15 protein-coding genes are annotated in these 18,608 nt (G+C 47.0%); 10 read left to right on the top strand and 5 right to left on the bottom strand.

Annotated elements, in window-relative coordinates:
* Positions 1–68: 68 nt before the first annotated feature.
* Both MKY63_RS08270 and MKY63_RS08265 read left to right on the top strand, forming a co-directional pair.
* Positions 69–2,312: a heavy metal translocating P-type ATPase gene (locus MKY63_RS08270; protein WP_036682654.1), complete on the top strand. Its 2,244-nt coding sequence runs from the start codon at positions 69–71 to the stop codon at positions 2,310–2,312.
* Positions 2,313–2,492: 180 nt separating this feature from the next.
* Positions 2,493–4,535 carry a methyl-accepting chemotaxis protein gene (locus MKY63_RS08265; protein ID WP_235219477.1) on the top strand — a complete coding sequence of 681 codons (2,043 nt, stop codon included), beginning with the start codon at positions 2,493–2,495 and terminating at the stop codon, positions 4,533–4,535.
* Between the two features lie 109 nt (positions 4,536–4,644).
* On the opposite strand, the gene MKY63_RS08260 is transcribed toward MKY63_RS08265, so the two are convergent.
* The 3 genes from MKY63_RS08260 to MKY63_RS08250 all read right to left on the bottom strand — a co-directional run bounded on the left by MKY63_RS08260 (position 4,645) and on the right by MKY63_RS08250 (position 6,978).
* Complete coding sequence (locus MKY63_RS08260; RefSeq protein WP_036682652.1) at positions 4,645–5,607, bottom strand: L-lactate dehydrogenase; 963 nt, start codon at positions 5,605–5,607, stop codon at positions 4,645–4,647.
* Between the two features lie 402 nt (positions 5,608–6,009).
* On the bottom strand, positions 6,010–6,510 hold the full coding sequence (locus tag MKY63_RS08255) for a cytochrome c biogenesis protein CcdC (protein ID WP_036682651.1): 501 nt from the start codon (positions 6,508–6,510) through the stop codon (positions 6,010–6,012).
* Between the two features lie 207 nt (positions 6,511–6,717).
* Positions 6,718–6,978 (bottom strand): GlsB/YeaQ/YmgE family stress response membrane protein, encoded by a 261-nt coding sequence (locus tag MKY63_RS08250; protein ID WP_036682650.1) that lies wholly within the window; start codon positions 6,976–6,978, stop codon positions 6,718–6,720.
* 249 nt (positions 6,979–7,227) lie between these two features.
* On the opposite strand from MKY63_RS08250, the gene MKY63_RS08245 reads away from it, so the two are divergent.
* Positions 7,228–8,277, top strand: coding sequence for a lactonase family protein (locus MKY63_RS08245; RefSeq protein WP_036682649.1), 1,050 nt, complete (start codon positions 7,228–7,230; stop codon positions 8,275–8,277).
* A 129-nt stretch (positions 8,278–8,406) separates the two neighbouring features.
* On the opposite strand, the gene MKY63_RS08240 is transcribed toward MKY63_RS08245, so the two are convergent.
* Positions 8,407–10,674, bottom strand: a complete 2,268-nt coding sequence (locus tag MKY63_RS08240) for an alpha/beta hydrolase (RefSeq protein WP_036682647.1) — start codon at positions 10,672–10,674, stop codon at positions 8,407–8,409.
* A 386-nt stretch (positions 10,675–11,060) separates the two neighbouring features.
* Here MKY63_RS08240 and MKY63_RS08235 point away from each other — a divergent pair, with 386 nt between their 5' ends.
* The 4 genes from MKY63_RS08235 (at position 11,061) to MKY63_RS08220 (ending at position 14,462) form a co-directional block, all read left to right on the top strand.
* Positions 11,061–12,188, top strand: a complete 1,128-nt coding sequence (locus MKY63_RS08235; RefSeq protein ID WP_036682645.1) for a sulfate ABC transporter substrate-binding protein — start codon at positions 11,061–11,063, stop codon at positions 12,186–12,188.
* 93 nt (positions 12,189–12,281) lie between these two features.
* Positions 12,282–13,130, top strand: coding sequence for a sulfate ABC transporter permease subunit CysT (gene cysT, locus MKY63_RS08230; protein ID WP_036682643.1), 849 nt, complete (start codon positions 12,282–12,284; stop codon positions 13,128–13,130).
* 126 nt (positions 13,131–13,256) lie between these two features.
* Positions 13,257–14,120, top strand: coding sequence for a sulfate ABC transporter permease subunit CysW (gene cysW, locus MKY63_RS08225; protein WP_036682641.1), 864 nt, complete (start codon positions 13,257–13,259; stop codon positions 14,118–14,120).
* 117 nt (positions 14,121–14,237) lie between these two features.
* Complete coding sequence (locus tag MKY63_RS08220; protein ID WP_036682638.1) at positions 14,238–14,462, top strand: YezD family protein; 225 nt, start codon at positions 14,238–14,240, stop codon at positions 14,460–14,462.
* 636 nt (positions 14,463–15,098) lie between these two features.
* On the opposite strand, the gene MKY63_RS08215 is transcribed toward MKY63_RS08220, so the two are convergent.
* Complete coding sequence (locus tag MKY63_RS08215) at positions 15,099–15,407, bottom strand: hypothetical protein (RefSeq protein ID WP_036682636.1); 309 nt, start codon at positions 15,405–15,407, stop codon at positions 15,099–15,101.
* A gap of 179 nt (positions 15,408–15,586) precedes the next feature.
* On the opposite strand from MKY63_RS08215, the gene MKY63_RS08210 reads away from it, so the two are divergent.
* The 3 genes from MKY63_RS08210 to MKY63_RS08200 all read left to right on the top strand — a co-directional run bounded on the left by MKY63_RS08210 (position 15,587) and on the right by MKY63_RS08200 (position 18,602).
* Positions 15,587–16,000 (top strand): GNAT family N-acetyltransferase, encoded by a 414-nt coding sequence (locus MKY63_RS08210; protein ID WP_235219476.1) that lies wholly within the window; start codon positions 15,587–15,589, stop codon positions 15,998–16,000.
* Between the two features lie 232 nt (positions 16,001–16,232).
* Complete coding sequence (locus tag MKY63_RS08205) at positions 16,233–16,865, top strand: NAD(P)H-binding protein (protein ID WP_036682631.1); 633 nt, start codon at positions 16,233–16,235, stop codon at positions 16,863–16,865.
* A gap of 90 nt (positions 16,866–16,955) precedes the next feature.
* Positions 16,956–18,602 carry a bifunctional ADP-dependent NAD(P)H-hydrate dehydratase/NAD(P)H-hydrate epimerase gene (locus MKY63_RS08200; RefSeq protein WP_036682629.1) on the top strand — a complete coding sequence of 549 codons (1,647 nt, stop codon included), beginning with the start codon at positions 16,956–16,958 and terminating at the stop codon, positions 18,600–18,602.
* The last annotated feature ends 6 nt before the right edge of the window (positions 18,603–18,608 follow it).

Raw genomic sequence — 18,608 nt, 5'->3', positions numbered from 1 at the left:
TATAATAGGGCTAAGATAACATATGAACAAGTGCTCATATATGGTTTTTATTTGAGGAGATGTGCCGTATGGATACAATGCAAGGAAAATTAAAACGTCAGTGGGAATTAGAAGGTTTGGATTGCGCCAATTGCGCGATGAAAATTGAAGATAAGGTGAAGAAGATTGAAGGTGTATCGTCTTGTTCCGTTAACTTTGTAACAAAAACAATGACGTTGGAAACCGCCGCAGGGTATGAGGAATCAGCGATTGTAGAAGCGAAGAAAACGGTGAAGGCACTCGAGCCCCACGTAAATGTGAAAGAGAAGGTTGGGGGAAATCACAAGGCGCGCAATAGCGGTGCTCATGAACATACGCATGCTCACGAGCATGGTCATGAGCACGGCCATCAAGCTGATGGACATCATCATGATCATGAGGATGCTGAAGGTCATGGTCATACACATGAGCATGGGGAAGGCGACACACGCAAAATATTGCTGCGGTTAGGCGCTGGTGGAATTCTTGCTCTAGCTGGGATATTCCTGCCCGTGGATGGAGTAGTTGAATTGCTGATCTTTTTGGCAGCCTATCTTATCGTGGGTGGTGAAGTTGTCTGGCAGGCGGTTAAGAACATCATCCGTGGCCAGGTGTTTGATGAGAATTTCCTGATGGCTCTGGCAACTATCGGTGCATTTGCGATTGGTGAGTATCCAGAGGGCGTGGCAGTAATGCTGTTTTACCAGATTGGAGAACTGTTCCAAGGTCTGGCTGTGAATCGTTCACGCCGATCTATTACGGCACTTATGGATATTCGCCCCGAGTTTGCCTATCTCAAGCTTGGAAATGATCTGAAGAAGGTCTCACCTGAGGAAGTAGCCATCGCAGATTTGATTGTTGTTAAACCCGGTGAGAAGGTACCCCTTGACGGAACTATACTTGAAGGTAACGCCATGATGGACACATCTGCACTTACTGGAGAGTCGGTACCACGATCAGCTGGTCCAGGAAGTGCGGTGTTAAGTGGTTTTATTAACCGGAACGGCGTAATTACTGTGCAAGTTACTCAGACCTTTGGAGAATCGGCCGTATCCAAAATACTGGAGCTAGTGCAGAATGCATCAAGCAACAAAGCTAAAACCGAGAACTTTATTACTAAATTTGCACGTGCCTACACACCTGTAGTAGTGATCACAGCAGTTCTGCTGGCCGTCGTTCCTCCACTGCTGATCAGTGGTGCGACTTTTTCGGATTGGATTTACCGAGCACTTGTATTCCTCGTAATCTCTTGTCCTTGTGCGCTTGTGGTCTCGATTCCACTGGGATTCTTCGGAGGGATTGGTGCAGCTTCACGCAGCGGTATTCTGATTAAGGGAAGCAACTACCTGGAAGCCCTAAATGATGTGAAGGTAGTTGTCTTTGATAAAACGGGAACGTTGACCAAGGGACAGTTTAAGGTGACGGGGATTTATCCGTCGGGTGGCAAATCTAAGGATGAATTACTGCGGACAGCCGCTTATGCGGAGAGCCATTCCAATCACCCGATCGCTGAGTCGATTCGGACGGCTTATGGTGAACAGATTTCTAAGGAAGCTATCACGAATTACAATGAAATCTCTGGTCATGGTATCGAAGTAACTATCGAAGGCAAGACCGTATTTGCAGGCAACGCACGTCTGATGGAGCGTGAGGGAATTGCTTATGAGGTCCCAGAGCAGAGCGGTACCGTTGTTCACATTGCGGTAGATCATCAATACGGGGGTTATCTGGTGATCGCCGATGAAGTGAAGGAGGACTCACTGCAGGCCATTCAGCGCCTCAAAAAGCTTGGTATACGCAAGACGGTGATGCTGACAGGTGATGCTTCCGCCGTAGCTGAAGATGTAGGGAAGCAGTTAGGGGTAGATGAGGTACACGCAGAGCTTTTACCACAGCATAAGGTAGAGGCCATCGAGAAGCTGGATCGTGAAAAGTCTCCACGCGAGAAGATTATTTTTGTCGGAGACGGAATTAATGATACTCCTGTACTGGCTAGAGCCGATGTCGGGATCGCTATGGGGGGACTCGGTTCCGACGCTGCCATTGAAGCAGCGGATATTGTAATTATGACCGATGAACCTTCGAAGATTGCTGTAGCTATCGGAATTGCCAAGCGTACACGGACCATCGTATGGCAAAATATTATTTTTGCTTTAGGTGTAAAAGCTATATTCCTTCTGCTCGGTGCATTCGGGATTGCCACGATGTGGGAGGCTGTATTCTCAGATGTAGGGGTAACCGTACTAGCCGTACTGAACAGTATTCGAGCTTTAAAAGTGCAAGACGAGGGTTAAGTATCTTTGGTGTTTAAATAAATGATTTCAACAAAAGTGAGCTTTAGGATTCCAGTTTTAGGGGTCTTAGGGCTTATTTTTTTTATTTGCCAGCAAAGAATTTGTCTTTTTTTGCCGATATAGAAGATATATCCACATCAGGAGACATTATAACAAATGGAGTGAGGAGGCTATTTCATCGTGAATGAAAATGAAATGAAAGGAAACAAGATGAAAAAAATGAGAAAAAATGTAACGAAGAGAAAAGCGACGTCAATTCAACTTAAGTGGTCATCTGTTATATTAGCTATTGCAATCGTGCCGCTTATGGTAGCGACCATATTTTTACTTGATTATTTCGGCAATGTCACACGCACAGACAGTGAGCAAATGGCGCAGGACACCATTAATACGAACACATTCCGGATGGATGAGTGGCTATCCAACAAAACCTCGTCCGTAAAGGATCTGGTGTCCCAGCATCCTGAGTTCGATTTTACGAATCCAGCGAGTATCTTCCCTGTGATAGAAGTGCTGGAGGAAAGTGACAGTGAGACAGAAGGTTACAGTGTCATCAGTAAAGACGGTCAGTTAACTAATATGATGAACATGACCGCAAGTGTAGCAGATGCGAGCTATTTCTTGAAAGCGAAAGAAACACATGCGCCTGTGTTGGGGGAAATGTCCTATCTGGAGCAGCTTGATAAATATATCATTCCGATCGTAGTTCCTGTCATGGATAAGGATAAGCAATTTATGGGAGGTATTGTCTTCTCGATTACTCCTGAAGTTCTTGCCCAAATGAGTAATGAAATTACTATGGCGGATACCGGATTTGGATACGTAATCTCAAATGATGGCATGTATTATACTTATCCAGACGTCAGTCGTATGGGCAAAAAAATTACCGATTACGCTAAAGAGCCGGCTCTTCAGAAGGTCGTTGACAAGATTTTGAGCAACAAAGAGGGGTCCGAAACTTATAAGGGCGAAGATGGTAAGAAAGTCATTACATACTTTAAGACCATTCCAGATACTGACCTGAAGCTTCTTGTAACAGTACCGGAGAAAGAGGTTTTTGCCAAAGTGACCTCTGCACAAAGAACAGCAATGTTCATCTTATTGGCAGTTATACTCGTCATAATTTTTGTTTCTCTCTACCTTACTCGCCTTATCGTTAGACCCATTAAAGCTATTTCCTCCACTATGAAAAAGGTGGCAGAGGGTCATCTGAATGAGAGGGTTAAAGTGCAATCCGGAGATGAAATCGGCGAGATGAGTCAAAATATCAATGATATGATTGAGACACTCTCCGGTATTGTCAACAAGATTGATACAACGGTAGTGGAGGTTTCTTATTCCTCAGAAGGAATGCTGAAATCGGCTCAACGGTCGTCTTATACTTCAGCAGAGGTAGCAACAGTTATCCAAGAAGTGGCTCAAGGAATGGAAGAGCAATTCAGAGGCTCGGAGCAATCGGCAAGAGCAACGGAAGAGATGGCCGTAGGTTTGCAACGTATTGCTGAGTCCTCTGCAGCGGTATCAGATCAGGCTGAGACGGTCAACTCAGAAGTAGAGAGTGGCTATTTGGAAATCCAATCTACACTGCAACAGATGGCTGTTATCAGTTCCACAGCTAATCAGACAGCCGAGATGATTGGTAAATTAAGTGAGCAATCGGAACAGATCGGACAAATTGTGGATGTAATTTCTGAGATATCCAATCAGACAAGCTTATTATCTTTAAATGCTTCTATTGAGGCTGCCAGAGCTGGGGAACATGGCCGTGGCTTCGGGGTAGTTGCGAATGAGGTGAAGAAGTTAGCGGAGCGGACGAACAGTTCCATCATTAGTATAGTGGAGCTGATCGGCGGCATTCAGTCTTCGACAACAAGTGCAGCGGATTCCATGAAGAAGAGTATTGAGGAAATTGGCGATGGAATGGGAAAAATGCAAAACGTCGGTGTTTCCTTTGATCATATCCGTTCTTCGATCCGTGAAGTATCGTCGCAAATACAGGATGTGTCAGCAATTAATGAAGAGATGTCAGCTGGCACAGAAGAAATAACGGCTTCTATATCCGATATGCTCGGAATAGCTAAAGAATCTGCTGAGAATGCTCAGGCGGTCTCATTAGCTTCAGCGGAGCAGACGGAGATTATGAAGGATGTCGTGTCCTCGGCGGAATCACTTAATGAAGTGATGTCTGTGCTGAAAGAAGAAATCGAGAAGTTTAAAAAGTAGGAGATAAACTGAGATTCATCTCCTTATAATACAAAAAATCGCTCTTTGGGAGCTGGTGGGCTTATTTCACCAATTCCCAAAGTAGCGATTTTTTTTGTTCTTTATGAGATTAAATGCTTTCTTCCAGCTGTAGACTCTCGATGCCTGCACGTACAATATTGCAGGAGTTGTTCAATTTCTGGGTTTCCTCTGTATTTAAATTAAGCTCCAGCAGCTCTTGAATCCCAGTGTTGCCTATAATGGCGGGCACACCCGTGCATACACCACTATGTCCGTATTCTCCATCCAGAATGGCGGATACGGCGATAATTTTGTGCTCATCATTCAGGATCGAACGGGTAATGTAGGCAAGTGCGCTGCCAATCCCGAAATGTGTGGAGCCTTTACGGGTGAAAATTTCCCAGCCGGCATCTTTTGTCTTGCGGGAGATATCCTCCAGATCCAGATGCGGGAACCGCTCGCGATGCTGATCCAAAATTTGTAGAATAGGCTTGCCGCCAATTGTCACATGGGACCAAGCTACAAATTGAGATTCGCCATGTTCACCTAACGCGTAGCCATTAACACTACGCGGGTCAATGGAGAACACATCGGAGAGCAGTGTTTTTAGGCGCGACGAGTCAATGGAGGTTCCGGTACCGATAATTCTGTGGCGAGGCAGACCTGATATTTTCCAGACCATATAAGTGACAATATCGACCGGATTAGCGGCGACTACGAATATTCCATCAAATCCCCCAGCCATGATGTTGGTAATGATTTCTCTAGTAATAACAGCAGAGGCTTCCAATACGTCAAGTCGGGTCTGCCCGGCTGTTGGATTAGCACCAGCGGTTAAGATAACTACATCCATCTTTGCACAATCGCTATAGGTTCCGGCATATACCTTTGTGCGTGTGCTTGTGAAATCCATACAGTGCGAGAGATCAAGTGCTTGTGCCATAGCCCGATCATAGGTGCGGTCGATCATCATTATCTCGTCACAAATGGCCTGATTAACCATGGAGTAAGCACAGCTTGAACCCACCATTCCGGCCCCGACGATGGCTACTTTTCTCGATTTACTTTTCAATTGCCTTGTCCTCACTCTCTAAAAGTTATACGCAGTATAGGTTTCCAAATGATATTTATTTCAGCATTAAGGTCTTTTGGAAGCTTATCGTTAGGTATGCTTATAGTTTAACGTATCCCTTCGCAGGTTACCTGACATCGGACTTACAAAGATTATATTTTTTCTTTTTAATGCTGAATAGGTGACATAACGAGTTAGATATTTTAAGTGATCTATTCCTATAGTGTATGTAAAGTACTAAAAGAGGATGTAATAAGAGGATGGCTAATTGATGTCAGAAAAGGGTGAAAAGTAGAAAAAATCAGAGGATATAACATAAGCTTGAGTTACAAGAGGTAAGAAGTCATCTCAAGGATATCGGGTAAGCACCCTGAGATGGCTTCTTAGGATCATTGTTGACAATCATGGCTGGGGCAGCAGACTCCCCGAGGAAGTCATAGCCTTATAACGCTTGAACATAAAAAATCTCCAATGAACAATCATGCCGAAGGCTAAAATAAAGAACAAACCACCGGACTGTGGGATAGACACATAACGGTTAATAAATTCATGGAGTAAAGTGCGGACTAGAAGAAGTCCGAGCAGGATAAACGCAAAGCTCTTGGAGCGTTGAGCATAAATTTGTCCATCACGTTGTTCAAAATGGGTGCTGCGTATAAGAGGATACGCGAAGATGAACCAGCCAATCAGAAAGGCGACTGCCGCCCACCATAATGGGAACCTGACCGCAGGTGCCACAAACATGGCAAAACCCGTCGACATACCGAGAGGTGGAATCCATATTTTTCGAATGGTAACCGGACGTGCGCTTGCTTTTAGACGAATGAAAATAACCATCAGCGCCATGAACAAAGCCCCTAATGTAGAGCCAATATGTAGAAGCGAGGGGTTTATGTTACCCATGATACACGACCTCTCTATGATTTCAGTCACTTGTATCTTCATTATAACAGAAAAACGATGGCAAAACATTGAAGTGTATTGGCTCCATACCCGCTACAATTCCAGCTTAGGAATTATTTCTTAAAGGAGCGATACATACAAAAATCCCCGCCAGAGCATACTCTGACGAGGATTTATTGATGTGAATATTATTATCTCAGCCCAGACTTACGAACGGCTGCGTCCACTTGTCGAGCGAAGAATAAGGCTCACGATAAAGATCAGCACAACCGCACCGATCAAAGAAGGGAAGAAGTAGAAATCACTTACTTTAGGTCCCCAGCTTCCCAGAAGCACGCCACCGAGCCATGAACCGATAATACCAGCGATGATATTACCGATAACACCACCAGGAATATCTCTGCCCATAATCAGACCAGCCAACCAACCAATAACCCCACCAACGATTAACATCCATAGAAAACTCATGTTACTTCAACTCCTTCGTTTTGTTGTTTGCGATGTCTACTATTAACCTTTGTGACCATCTTTAAACCACATGGAAAAACTTACTTCTTCCGGAATAGTTAGGGAGTAGGCTCTAAATGCAGTTTCGATAATGTATTACAACTATAAACATGCTATAGTGAAAAAATATTATAAAATTATGAGTAAACCCCTATTAGTAAAGGGTAAGTAAGAAGTAATACAATACATAAAGATAAAGGAGCCACTATTATGGAACGGGCTAATGAGGCATTGTTTTATGTAGGAACGTATAACTCTGAGAATGAGAAGGCGATTCAGTTATGTGCGCTTAGTCTTTTATCGGGGGAAATGAGAATTCTTGAGGGTACCGAGGGAATTGAGAACCCATCGTTTTTAGCTGTGAATAGTGCAGGCAGCGTGTTGTATGCAGTTAGTGAGAAGGATCAAGGTGAGGTTTACGCATATGCAATTGATCCCGCAACTAAAGCGTTGCAATCACTTGGAAGTCGTTCTACGGAAGGCGGCGCTCCTTGTTATGTCTCCATTAGTCCTAAGGAAGATTACATATTCGTCTCCAATTACTCGGGAGGCAATGTTAATGCTTTTCCTGTAAATGAAGATGGTTCGCTTCAAGAAATGTCCGACCAAGTAAAACATGTGGGTTCAGGCATTCGTGAAGACCGTCAGGAGGCTCCGCATCCGCACTCTGTCATTCCGGACGCAAGTGGTAGACATGTGCTGGTGTGCGATTTGGGATTGGATCAAATTGTGATCTATCGCCCTGAAGAGGGCAAACTGGTAAAACATCGTGAGCTTAATCTGCCACCTGGTTCAGGTCCACGTCATCTGGCGGTGCATCCCTCTGGACAATGGATTTACCTGGCGAATGAACTGAATTGTACAGTAACGGCATTTGCTAATGATGAACAGGATGCAAATCTAAATAGTTTACAGCATCTTAGCACGCTTCCTGATAATTATACTGCTGGTAGTGACGATACAGCTTCCGATATTCATGTCTCCCCTTGTGGCAGATTCCTGTATGTCTCCAATCGCGGACAAGACAGTATCGCCCTGTTCCATATCGATGAATTAACGGGTCTGCTTGAAGCAGTGGATTGGCAGGTTACCGGCGGTCGTACTCCGCGTAACTTTGCAATTATTGGGGATAAGCTGCTTGCTGCTAATCAGAATAGTGATAATATTACCTCGTTCTCCATCGATAGTGAGAGTGGCAGATTAATCCCTACAGGAAATGAATTGGAAATGAAGTCACCTGTTTGTGTGCAAGCGTTGTAGGCTGAGACTAGGTTATTGTATGTCGTAAAAATAAGGGCTATTCCCGTAATCCATTCATTTTTTCGTGAGTGGAGGTTGGGAATAGCCCTATTTTGCAAATGAAGACCTAAGGATAATAGCAAGTGATTGTTAAAATGTATTTCTGATACCTAAATCGTAAAAACCGATGTCATCAAGCATGATCCGGTCGCCTTCTTCTTCAAGATAGAAGGTGATTTCCGTCAGGTTGTCAGGATCCAGCTCTGGTTCTTCCTCCTGAAATTGTTCGAACGGCATCTCGTAGGTTTGAAATACAGCTTCGGAAAGGTCGCCGTATTTGCCATCGTTTATCCGCTCTTCAAGCCATGGGAATAACGTGAACTGAGTTTGTGGAAGTGGCAGTATATCCATTACTTCATCCAGCTTCAAGCGTGCTGAGGTATCGTTATGGTCAGTTAACTCCACCTCAACCTTTGGAGGTTGTGGAACATCCATTTCTTCATTCATGTCGTCATTCAGATTTGCCATGGAGAACGTAAGGCCATCTGCCCCTAAAAGAGCAGTTTCAGTACGGACACTGTCGTTAAGCTTAATGTTGTAATAAGCTTCTTCGTTTTTGCTGGCTGTGCGTTCAAGGACAACACCATAGGTGGCTTTGCTTTTCGACTCCCGGTCTTTAGCTAACTCTTCTGACCAAGAAATACCCGATGCTGCTGCTGTTCCCAGTTCTACAGTGTTTTTGTTACGGTCATCGTCAAATGTGGCTACAGGACGATATCCCCCGCTTTGGAATCTATTGTAGTAGGCGGTATCTGGTAACCACTTCAGCCCGCTGCGATAATCCCGGAACAAGCTTTGGTATTCCTCTTTTTCATGCAAGGTGGTCTCTAAGAAAGCTGATACATAGACCTTGGCGATTTGCCGTTGTTTGTCTGCATCCATGATTTGTGTCCGATTTAAAAAGAGTCCAGCTGGCAAGGTCTGATCATACCCGCCCCAATCGCTGTTGAATTGACTGTGATTGGCATCCGCAATATACAGCGAGCTTTTGAAAGCAGATGATCCTTGGGAATAGGAAGTGCGTATATACTGCCGATCACCATAGAAATCATGTACATCTCCATCGCGGGCTCCCTGCAAGGTCAAATAATTGATGTCTTTGAGACGGGCTTGCTGGTCATCTATTGTTTTGTCCGTCGGTGCAAGCGCGATTACAGAGGTTATATTAAAGCGATTAACTGCCGCCATCACCGGATCATCCTTAAACCAACGAGTGGCATCCGCGGCCATAGCTACGGCTTGTCCTCCGCGGCTATGGCCGAGCAGGGCGGTTTTTGTGAAATCTATTTTCTGATATAAAGGACTGCCCGGATCATCTGAAAAATCTGCTAGCTGCTCTAAATGTTTCAGTAGGATCCAAGTACGTACTTTAAAATCATTGTCCGGAATGCCGGACCAAGCAGAATAATTCAGGAAATTCTCATCGAGCGAGATCGCGATAAATCCCCGGCTTGCCAATAGTTCGCCGAGATAAGCGTACCCGCCATCAGAGTAATCTTCCATCATATGATTGCCGTGCACCATCAGCACTACTGGATATGGACCTTCACCTTCTGGCATCCATACGCGACCATTCAGGGGAAGTGCCTTATAATCGAAACCCCAGAATAAAGTGCGCAGCTTTGACCAATCCTTAATATAAGCAGAAGCATCGGCCGTAGAGGATATCAAGCTTGTATCCTTGCCGTATTCGGCACGATGAAGATCGGTACCACTGGCATAGGTGAAGGTCTGATAAGCTAGATTGCCTGGTATTCCCGGATCGGAGGCTGTCAGTGGAACGACTTCCGTATCGTTGATATCGACCGACTCTGAAATAGGCAGTTCTTGTACTCCGCTTGCCAGCGCAAGTGGGGAAAAAGTCACCGCCACTGTTAGCAGAAGCCCTAGTGTTATTCTTTTGCTGCGGAGCAGGCCGATGGCTAATCCGCCTAATGCCCCTAGCAGTGCAAGCACGACCGCGATGACAACCGCGGCTTCAATCTCAAAATCTGCGTAATATAAGATTAGTAGAATAGCTCCAAAATCACTCAATACACAGCCTGCAAATAATCTTGGGATACGCAGTCCGGTCAACGCTAGCAGAACAGCTAAGATATTGCCGGAAATCGCCAGCAGGACAGTGCCTGCACCTGCAGCAAGAGCGATATCCGTAGGTTTACCTAATCCAGTAGGAATGCCTAACACGGCACTACTAAAGGCTAAAAAGCATACTATCCAAAGACCGGCTATAGCTGTTCTCCAAACTGCTGTATCGTAACGGTAGGTTCCCCTAATTCTTCGTCCAATTTCTTGAGCCATACGTCTGTGGAGCCGTGGTTTCAACGGCGCAGGGACGTACTCTAACTCCATACCCATGACTCTCTCCCCTGACATAAAGCGGTATTTTCTCTTAACCCATAAGCTGTAGCAATAATATTACTTTATAGCATCAATAACAAGTGGATCTTACAGGAACCGACCCCATAGCTTGTACGGTGTGGTGTGTGGGAGTTTTCTTTGACATAGGCTGGAAAAAAAGGTTTGACACAGTTAAAGGGTTTCAGTATTATATCCATATAAACCAACTAAGTAGATAGGAATAATTGAAGAAAGTTCTTACCGTACGAACGGAGGAACGCCTGCATTAGGCTCGCAGACACGGTCTTAGGACCGGTTTGACCTGCCATACGTAGGCTTTCCTCCGTTCTTTTTGTGTTACCCAAGGGTTGTCTGGTACGAAAAAACATGGGGGAGTGGAAGAGATGAAGAAAAAGATGAATAAAGGGCTTCTTGTAGGGTTTAGCTTGTTGCTGACGGCAGGGCTTACTGCTGCTTGCGGCAGCAATAACAATAACGGCAATAGTGCTAGTCCGGCAACAGACGCACCAGCAACAACCAATTCAGCGGAGGCCACAAATGCGGCTGAAGCAACAAAAACTCCATCTAAAGATCCAGTAGAACTACTGAACGTCTCATATGACCCTACTCGCGAATTGTACGAGAATTATAATAAAGCTTTTGCTGCCTATTGGGAGAAAGAAACAGGACAGAAGGTCACCATTAAACAATCCCACGGTGGATCAGGGAAACAAAGCCGTGCTGTGCTTGATGGTCTGGAAGCGGATGTTGTGACATTAGCACTTGGTTATGATATTGATGCCTTGCAGGAAAAGGGACTGATCAATGAGGGCTGGCAAAGTAAATTCGATCATAATAGCTCGCCTTACACCTCGACTATCGTGTTCCTTGTACGCAAAGGGAATCCGAAAGGAATCAAGGATTGGCCAGATCTGCTCAAAGAGGGCGTAGAGGTTATTACACCAAACCCGAAAACATCAGGTGGAGCACGCTGGAACTACTTGGCAGCTTGGGGCTACGCACTAGACCAGAACAATAACGATGAGGCTAAGGCTGAGGAATTTGTAAAAGAACTGTTCAAGCATGTGCCAGTGCTGGATACCGGCGCGCGTGGATCTACGACAACGTTTGTGGAGCGTGGAATTGGTGATGTGCTGATCGCATGGGAGAATGAAGCCTATTTATCTGTGGAAGAGCTGGGACCGGACAAATTTGATATCGTGAATCCTTCGGAGAGTATTTTGGCTGAACCGCCAGTAGCTATAGTAGATAAGGTTGTGGATAAAAGAGACACGCGTGAGGTATCCGAGGCGTACTTGAAGTACCTCTATAGTGAAGAGGGACAAAAAATCGCGGCTGAAAACTACTACCGTCCTACATTAGATAGCGTGAAAGAAGAATACAAAGATAAGTTCCCGGAAATCAAGCTGTTCACATTGGCTGACAAATTCGGAACCTGGAAAGAAACGCAAGAGAAGCATTTTAATGATGGCGGGATCTTTGACAAGATTTATGTGCCAGGTGCCAAATAACAGATGAATGAAACGCAGGATGTAATCATTGAGATTTGTCCCGGTAGGGGCTGATCGGCTAAAAGGCCGAAGGCGAGAAAGGATGAATAGGGGATGAATGTCACCACTACGGCTACACCAGCAGCAACACGGCGCAAAATACTGCCCGGCTTCGGGCTGACGATGGGCTACAGTGTACTATACCTGAGTCTAGTGGTTCTACTGCCACTTTCGGCGCTGCTGTTCAATTCTACAGGTCTGAGCTGGGCGAAATTCTGGGATGTAGCTACGGACCCGCGGGTATTAGCCTCGTATCGTGTGAGCCTGTCGACAGCTGCTGCGGCCGCTTTTGTAGATGCAATTCTAGGACTTTTGCTGGCGTGGGTACTGGTACGTTATGAATTTCCGGGCAAAAGAATATTTGATGCGCTGATCGATCTCCCGTTTGCCTTGCCGACAGCTGTAGCCGGTGTCTCTTTGACGGCGCTCTATGCAGGCAATGGCTGGATTGGGTCTTGGCTTGAGCCGCTGGGATTAAAGGTGGCATTCACTCCGCTCGGGATTACCTTGGCTTTGATGTTCATCGGCATACCGTTCGTTGTCCGGACGGTGCAGCCGGTGCTGGAGGATTTGGACAGAGATATGGAGGAAGCTTCGGCAACCCTTGGCGCAGGCCGCTGGAGAACCTTTCGCTCAGTAGTACTGCCTGAGCTGTTCCCGCCACTGCTAACAGGTTTTGCTCTAGCTTTTGCCCGGGGCATCGGTGAATTCGGCTCCGTCGTATTCATCTCCGGTAACATGCCGATGAGGACGGAGATTGCTCCGCTGCTTATCATGTCTAAACTGGAGCAATATGATTATGCCGGAGCTACCGCCGTAGCCCTGCTATTGCTCTTCATTTCCTTCCTTATGCTGCTTGTTATTAACACACTTCAGCGCTGGGTTCGTAAGACTTCTCGTTGAGGGTAATCTCCGTGACAGCTGACATCCGATCATGTTCAAACTTACTCGGAGACAATTCGTATCTGTTGTCGATACTGCATACTCGAAGTATCTTGTCTTCGTAAAACCCTTAAAGGAGGAATAATTTTGGCCGGTACCGTCCCCCTCTACACCCCCCGGCTACAAAAGAATGCGTCCTCGTCCGCGACAACAGAAACCCCAATTGTAAAATGGGTGTTGATCGGAGCGGCTGGGCTAGTCCTTTTTTGGCTGATTGCTCTGCCATTAGTTGTTGTGTTAACCGAGGCGCTGAAGAAGGGCTGGGATGTATATATAGCTGCCCTGACTGATCCGGATGCCCGCTCAGCGCTGCGATTGACGCTGCTTGTTGCAGCGGTAACGGTGCCTCTGAATACCTTTTTTGGTGTAACAGCGGCGTGGGCTGTAACCAAGTTTCGTTTCCGCGGCAAAGGGTTTCTAATTACCTTGATTGATCTCCCTTTTGCAGTTTCGCCTGTCATCGGCGGTCTAATCTTTGTGCTCGTCTTCGGTGCTAACGGATGGTTTGGTCCTTGGCTAAGCGCACATGATATCAAGATTGTATTTGCGCTTCCGGGTATCGTGCTAGCCACGTTGTTTGTGACGTTTCCTTTTGTAGCGCGTGAGTTAATCCCGCTGATGGAGGATCAGGGTACACAGGAGGAAGAAGCCGCAATTACACTCGGAGCACATGGGTGGCAAATCTTTTTCAGAGTCACACTGCCTAATATTAAATGGGGATTACTATACGGCATTATTTTGTGTAATGCGCGGGCCATGGGTGAGTTTGGTGCGGTTTCTGTGGTGTCCGGGCACATACGTGGGGAGACGAATACGCTGCCGCTGCATGTTGAGATTTTGTATAACGAATATCAATTTTCAGCATCTTTTGCAGTAGCTTCTTTGCTCCTGTTATTGGCTTTGGTAACGATGATTATTAAAAGCTGGTTGTCGCGAAAAAATGCCCATTGACATGACTTTTAGTTCCATGCTAAGTTAATTCATAGTATACTGGTTGGTAATAACGGAATTGAAGAAATAAGGAATTTAGGCGGATACAATCCTTTGGTGAGAAAGGGAGGCTAGAGAATGGCTAAACCGCTGAAAGTGGACGATTTATGGCTTACGCGGATTGCAGGACTTCTGGATGATATGGAATTTGGCTCATTGCATATTGTGGTGCATGAAGGTCAGATTGTTCAGATGGAGCGTACGGAACGCAAACGGTTTGAGAATAGCAGTGGCAACGCAAATGGACGTTATATTGGTGAAAACGGCGGCCGGCGGGCCGATTCTCAATCCGCGGGACGTTGATTCAATCTCAGGGCAATCATAAAGATATATCTCATCTTTTTGGATAAAAGATTATGGAGTTGTCACATAAGCCACGTAATGGCTGCTGGGGCAACTCCTTTTCTTTGTATGCTTGGATATTCTGGCACGTATGACGCATCCCATCGGACTCAGTTGACGCTAAACGCAGTATTATGCCACATTTGCCACGCTAACGGACCGCATAGCTGCTATTGGCATAAAAAACACCACATATGGACCTGATTCTAAGCAATAACGTCCCTGGAGTCCGAAACCACGCTCCAAAAGCTGAAAAGGTGCAAATAACGTCATCTGGGTCCGCAGGTCTCAGGGAATGATGACTATTTAAGCAGACCGCCCACGAGTAAGCCCACAGCAATACGTTTTACGGGTCCGTAAGTGGCAGGTGATGATGAGTGTTGAAGCAGACCGCTCATGAGTAAGAACAAAGCAATATGTCATCTGGGTCCGTAGGTCGCAGGGAATGATGAGTGTTGAAGCAGACCGCTTACCAGTAAGAACACAGCAATACGTCATCTGGGTCCATAGGTCGCCGGGAATGATCTGTCTTTTTACGACTTTTACAAATGATTCGGCCCGTGGGACAGCTACATATTTTGATGACGCAGTAAGTTGTTAATAACGAGGGGCTTGGCGTGAGGCGGATACGCCCTCCATTAACAGGATGAACGCAGTGATGGCGTGCATAATCCAACCAACGATCGGAATAAAAGCTAAAATCGAGGTGATAATGCCCAGAACGTTACCCATGAATGGTTTATGCTCTCTCTGCAGCACAACAACGGCTACAGCGTGGAGCAAAAAGGCAATGGCCAAAGGGACCCAACCATTTGCAATGATAAAGAGTCCGCCGATCAACGGCAGAGCCAGAAAAGCTTCATAAAGGCATGTTCCCCATTTAAACAGCTTGGCTACAGGAGACATAATGCTTCACCCACCCTTTTATAAATATTGTTACAGATACTATTCCACACAGTCAGTAAAGGAATTCAAGAATATAAAACTTATCCCTCGGTTTCAAAAACATCCCTAGCAGTGAGCCTTGCCTGTGAACCATGCAGTCGTATATAGTGGGAACAGCAATGCTGAACGGAGGAGTGCGGGTGGAAACAACAAGAAAGCTTGATATACGCCATGAACAGCCTTCAGTGGAACAGTATTTGGCGCTGAGAAAAGAAGCTGGGCTGAGTGAAATGAGTGTGGAAGGTGCAGCGATCGGTTTGCCTCGTTCTATTTTTGCTGTAACTTTGTATGAGGAGAATAACCTAATCGGGATGGGACGGGTGATTGGCGATGGGGGATGTTTTTTTCAGGTCACGGATATCGCGGTCAAGCCTTTACATCAAGGACAAGGTTTGGGAAAGCTGATCATGCGGGAAATCAGAGAATTCCTTAATACTGTACCAGACAAGGCGTATGTAAGTCTGATTGCAGATGGAGAAGCCTCGAAGCTCTACGCACAATATGGTTTTGAATCGGTTATGCCACGTTCTCAGGGAATGTTTTTGCGTCGCTAAGCTAAGGCGAATACATGCTGCTTTTTTTAGTAGAGAGTGCCCCTTGTATTGGTTAAGGGGTTTTTGGTCTGAAAGCGGGTTAGTAGGTGCGATCTGGTTTCGATTGGATCTCAGGGGATAAATAATGTTTAAAGGCTGTAAGGGAAAAGCTATTCAGATGAGCATCAAAAAAATAATTGAGCAGAAGGCTGCACGATAATGGCTTTGCTCGTAGAATGTGAGGAACAACAAGATGGATGTTGTAATATTGGGCGCTTCAGGAACGATTGGAAAGGCAATTGTACAGGAGGCATTAAAAAGAAAACACGAAGTAACAGCTGCGGTACGCAATCCAGAGTCAATAACTCTCGAACACGAGCGTTTACATGTAACAACGGTGGATATTCTTGATCCGGCTTCAGTAGCAGCTGCAGTCCGTGGCCATGAAGAGGTAATCAGTGCTTATGGACCAGGAGCGGGGCAAGAGCAGGATCTGATTACGGCGGCAAAAGCGTTGGTGGAGGGTATGCAGACGGTAGGGTTAAATCGGCTGTTGGTTGTTGGAGGTGCAGGTAGCTTAAAGACTGAAACTGGAGAGCTGCTGATGAATACACCGGATTTTCCGGAAGAGTTTAAACCAGTTGCAGAGGCGCATGCGCAGGCTTATGAGATTTACAAAAATACAGAATTGGATTATACGTATCTCAGTCCTGCTGCGGTAGTTCATCCAGGTCGTCGTACAGGTCATTTCCGCATCGGATTGGACCGTCTTATTCTAGATGAGAATGGTGAAAGCAAGATTAGTGTGGAGGATTTCGCTGTAGCTATGGTGGACGAGCTGGAGGAAGGGAATTTTAGTCGGGCCAGATTTACTGTCGCTTACTGATATCAGACTTGCGCCGGACTTGCGCTCGGACTTGTACTTGGAATTGCGTGTGAAGCTTTGGAACGGTAGATTGCGGAAAGGGGCTAAATCATGTATCTGGTAACTGCTGAGCAAATGAGGCAGCTGGACAGCGAAACGATCCAGCAGCTGGGGATTCCAGCGATTGCGCTGATGGAGAATGCGGGAAGAGTTATCGCCGAGGAGATCATCACGCTTTGCCGGGAGAGAGGCGGGGCAGGCTGCAGGAATGCAGCCGAAAGGAACGATACCGGGCTAAGGGAGGCCGCGCTGGGTGGCACAGGCAAGGCATTTAAGGTCAGCGCAGATCATGCGCTGACGCTTGCCTCTGCCGCAGCCGAGCGATGGTTCATCCTCGTCGGCAAAGGCAACAACGGCGGCGATGGCCTCGCCGCCGCACGGTACCTTCGCGAGACCGGCATCGCCGTCACGCTCGTCTATGCGGTGCCGCCGGAGTCGCTCTCCGGCGAGGCCGCCCTGCAGCGCGATGCGGCTGCAGCCATGGGCCTGCCTGCCGTAGTATACGGCAGGGATCGGCTGGACCTTGCCGAGTGCAGCGGCATCCTGGATGCGCTGCTCGGCACCGGCGGCGCGGGAGCCCCGCGCGGCGCCTATGCGGAGCTGATTGCCGCAGCGAACAGCAGCGGTAAGGTCATTGTGTCCGCGGACATCCCCAGTGGTCTGAACGCGGACACAGGAGAGATGCATGAGCCTTGCATTCATGCATCTGTGACGGTATGCCTCGCCTTTCTCAAGCGAGGCCTCCTGCAATACCCCGGTGCAGGCGCAGCGGGGCATGTCAAGGTACAGGCTATCGGCATTCCGACTGCTCTGGCTCTTAACAGCGGTGTGCAGGCACACCTGCTGACACCGGAAGTGCTGCATGCCCATCTGGGTGTCGATCTGGCCCGGCGGCGGTCGCCTGAAGGCCATAAGGGTACTTATGGGCATGTACTCCTTGCCGCCGGCACCCTACGGATGAGCGGTGCTGGACTACTCGCAGCCCGTGCTGCGCTACGCACGGGCTGCGGACTGGTGACGTGGGCGCTTCCTAAGAAGCTGTTACCTTCCGTCATCGGTGTTGTTCCTGAATTGATGCTGGCTGATGTAGGTGGCAGTGAAGAGGGAAACTGGGTGGCTGAGACCGTGTCAGAGCTACTGAAGTTAAGCGAAGAGCGAGATGTAATAGCTGTGGGTCCTGGTCTTGGACGGTTCCCGGGAGATACAGATTGGCTTCGCAGTCTTTGGGAAGGCAGTGATTGCCCGCTGGTTATCGATGCGGATGCCTTAAATATTCTGGCTGACTCCGATTATAAGAGTTGGGTGCGGCGTCATTCTGTAATTCTGACCCCTCACCCAGGTGAGATGGCTCGTCTAGCCAACCTAACTACGGCTGAGGTCCAGCGTGACCGGATCGGTCTGGCTATGGACTATGCCAAGGAGCATGGGGTTACACTTGTGTTAAAAGGAGCGCATACCGTGATAGCAACTCCTGAAGGGCAAGCTTATGTAAATACCACAGGCCATCCCGGCATGGGCACTGGTGGAGCCGGTGATGTGCTAACGGGCATGATTTCCAGCCTGCTGGCTCAGGGACTTCATGCTACGCAGGCAGCAGCTTTTGGGGTATACCTGCACGGATTAGCAGGAGAGAGAGCAGCCCGTCAGCGGAATAATCCGGCGGCTATCATTGCCGGAGATATCATTGAAGCGCTTTGAATACAC

The organism is Paenibacillus sp. FSL R7-0189 (assembly GCF_037969925.1).
Taxonomy (GTDB): Bacteria; Bacillota; Bacilli; order Paenibacillales; family Paenibacillaceae; genus Paenibacillus_AQ; species Paenibacillus_AQ odorifer.
The sequence above is the reverse complement of the archived record's forward strand: the minus strand, read 5'-3'. Positions and strand labels throughout refer to the sequence as shown.

What these genes read in the sequence shown, in the direction of transcription:
- MKY63_RS08235 (WP_036682645.1), top strand. Translation starts at nt 11,061, where the DNA reads ATGAAGAAAAAGATGAATAAAGGGCTTCTTGTAGGGTTTAGCTTGTTG.
- cysT (WP_036682643.1), top strand. Translation starts at nt 12,282, where the DNA reads ATGAATGTCACCACTACGGCTACACCAGCAGCAACACGGCGCAAAATA.
- MKY63_RS08245 (WP_036682649.1), top strand. Translation starts at nt 7,228, where the DNA reads ATGGAACGGGCTAATGAGGCATTGTTTTATGTAGGAACGTATAACTCT.
- MKY63_RS08215 (WP_036682636.1), bottom strand. Translation starts at nt 15,407, where the DNA reads ATGTCTCCTGTAGCCAAGCTGTTTAAATGGGGAACATGCCTTTATGAA.
- MKY63_RS08255 (WP_036682651.1), bottom strand. Translation starts at nt 6,510, where the DNA reads ATGGGTAACATAAACCCCTCGCTTCTACATATTGGCTCTACATTAGGG.
- MKY63_RS08205 (WP_036682631.1), top strand. Translation starts at nt 16,233, where the DNA reads ATGGATGTTGTAATATTGGGCGCTTCAGGAACGATTGGAAAGGCAATT.
- MKY63_RS08270 (WP_036682654.1), top strand. Translation starts at nt 69, where the DNA reads ATGGATACAATGCAAGGAAAATTAAAACGTCAGTGGGAATTAGAAGGT.
- MKY63_RS08220 (WP_036682638.1), top strand. Translation starts at nt 14,238, where the DNA reads ATGGCTAAACCGCTGAAAGTGGACGATTTATGGCTTACGCGGATTGCA.
- MKY63_RS08240 (WP_036682647.1), bottom strand. Translation starts at nt 10,674, where the DNA reads ATGGGTATGGAGTTAGAGTACGTCCCTGCGCCGTTGAAACCACGGCTC.
- MKY63_RS08250 (WP_036682650.1), bottom strand. Translation starts at nt 6,978, where the DNA reads ATGAGTTTTCTATGGATGTTAATCGTTGGTGGGGTTATTGGTTGGTTG.
- MKY63_RS08200 (WP_036682629.1), top strand. Translation starts at nt 16,956, where the DNA reads ATGTATCTGGTAACTGCTGAGCAAATGAGGCAGCTGGACAGCGAAACG.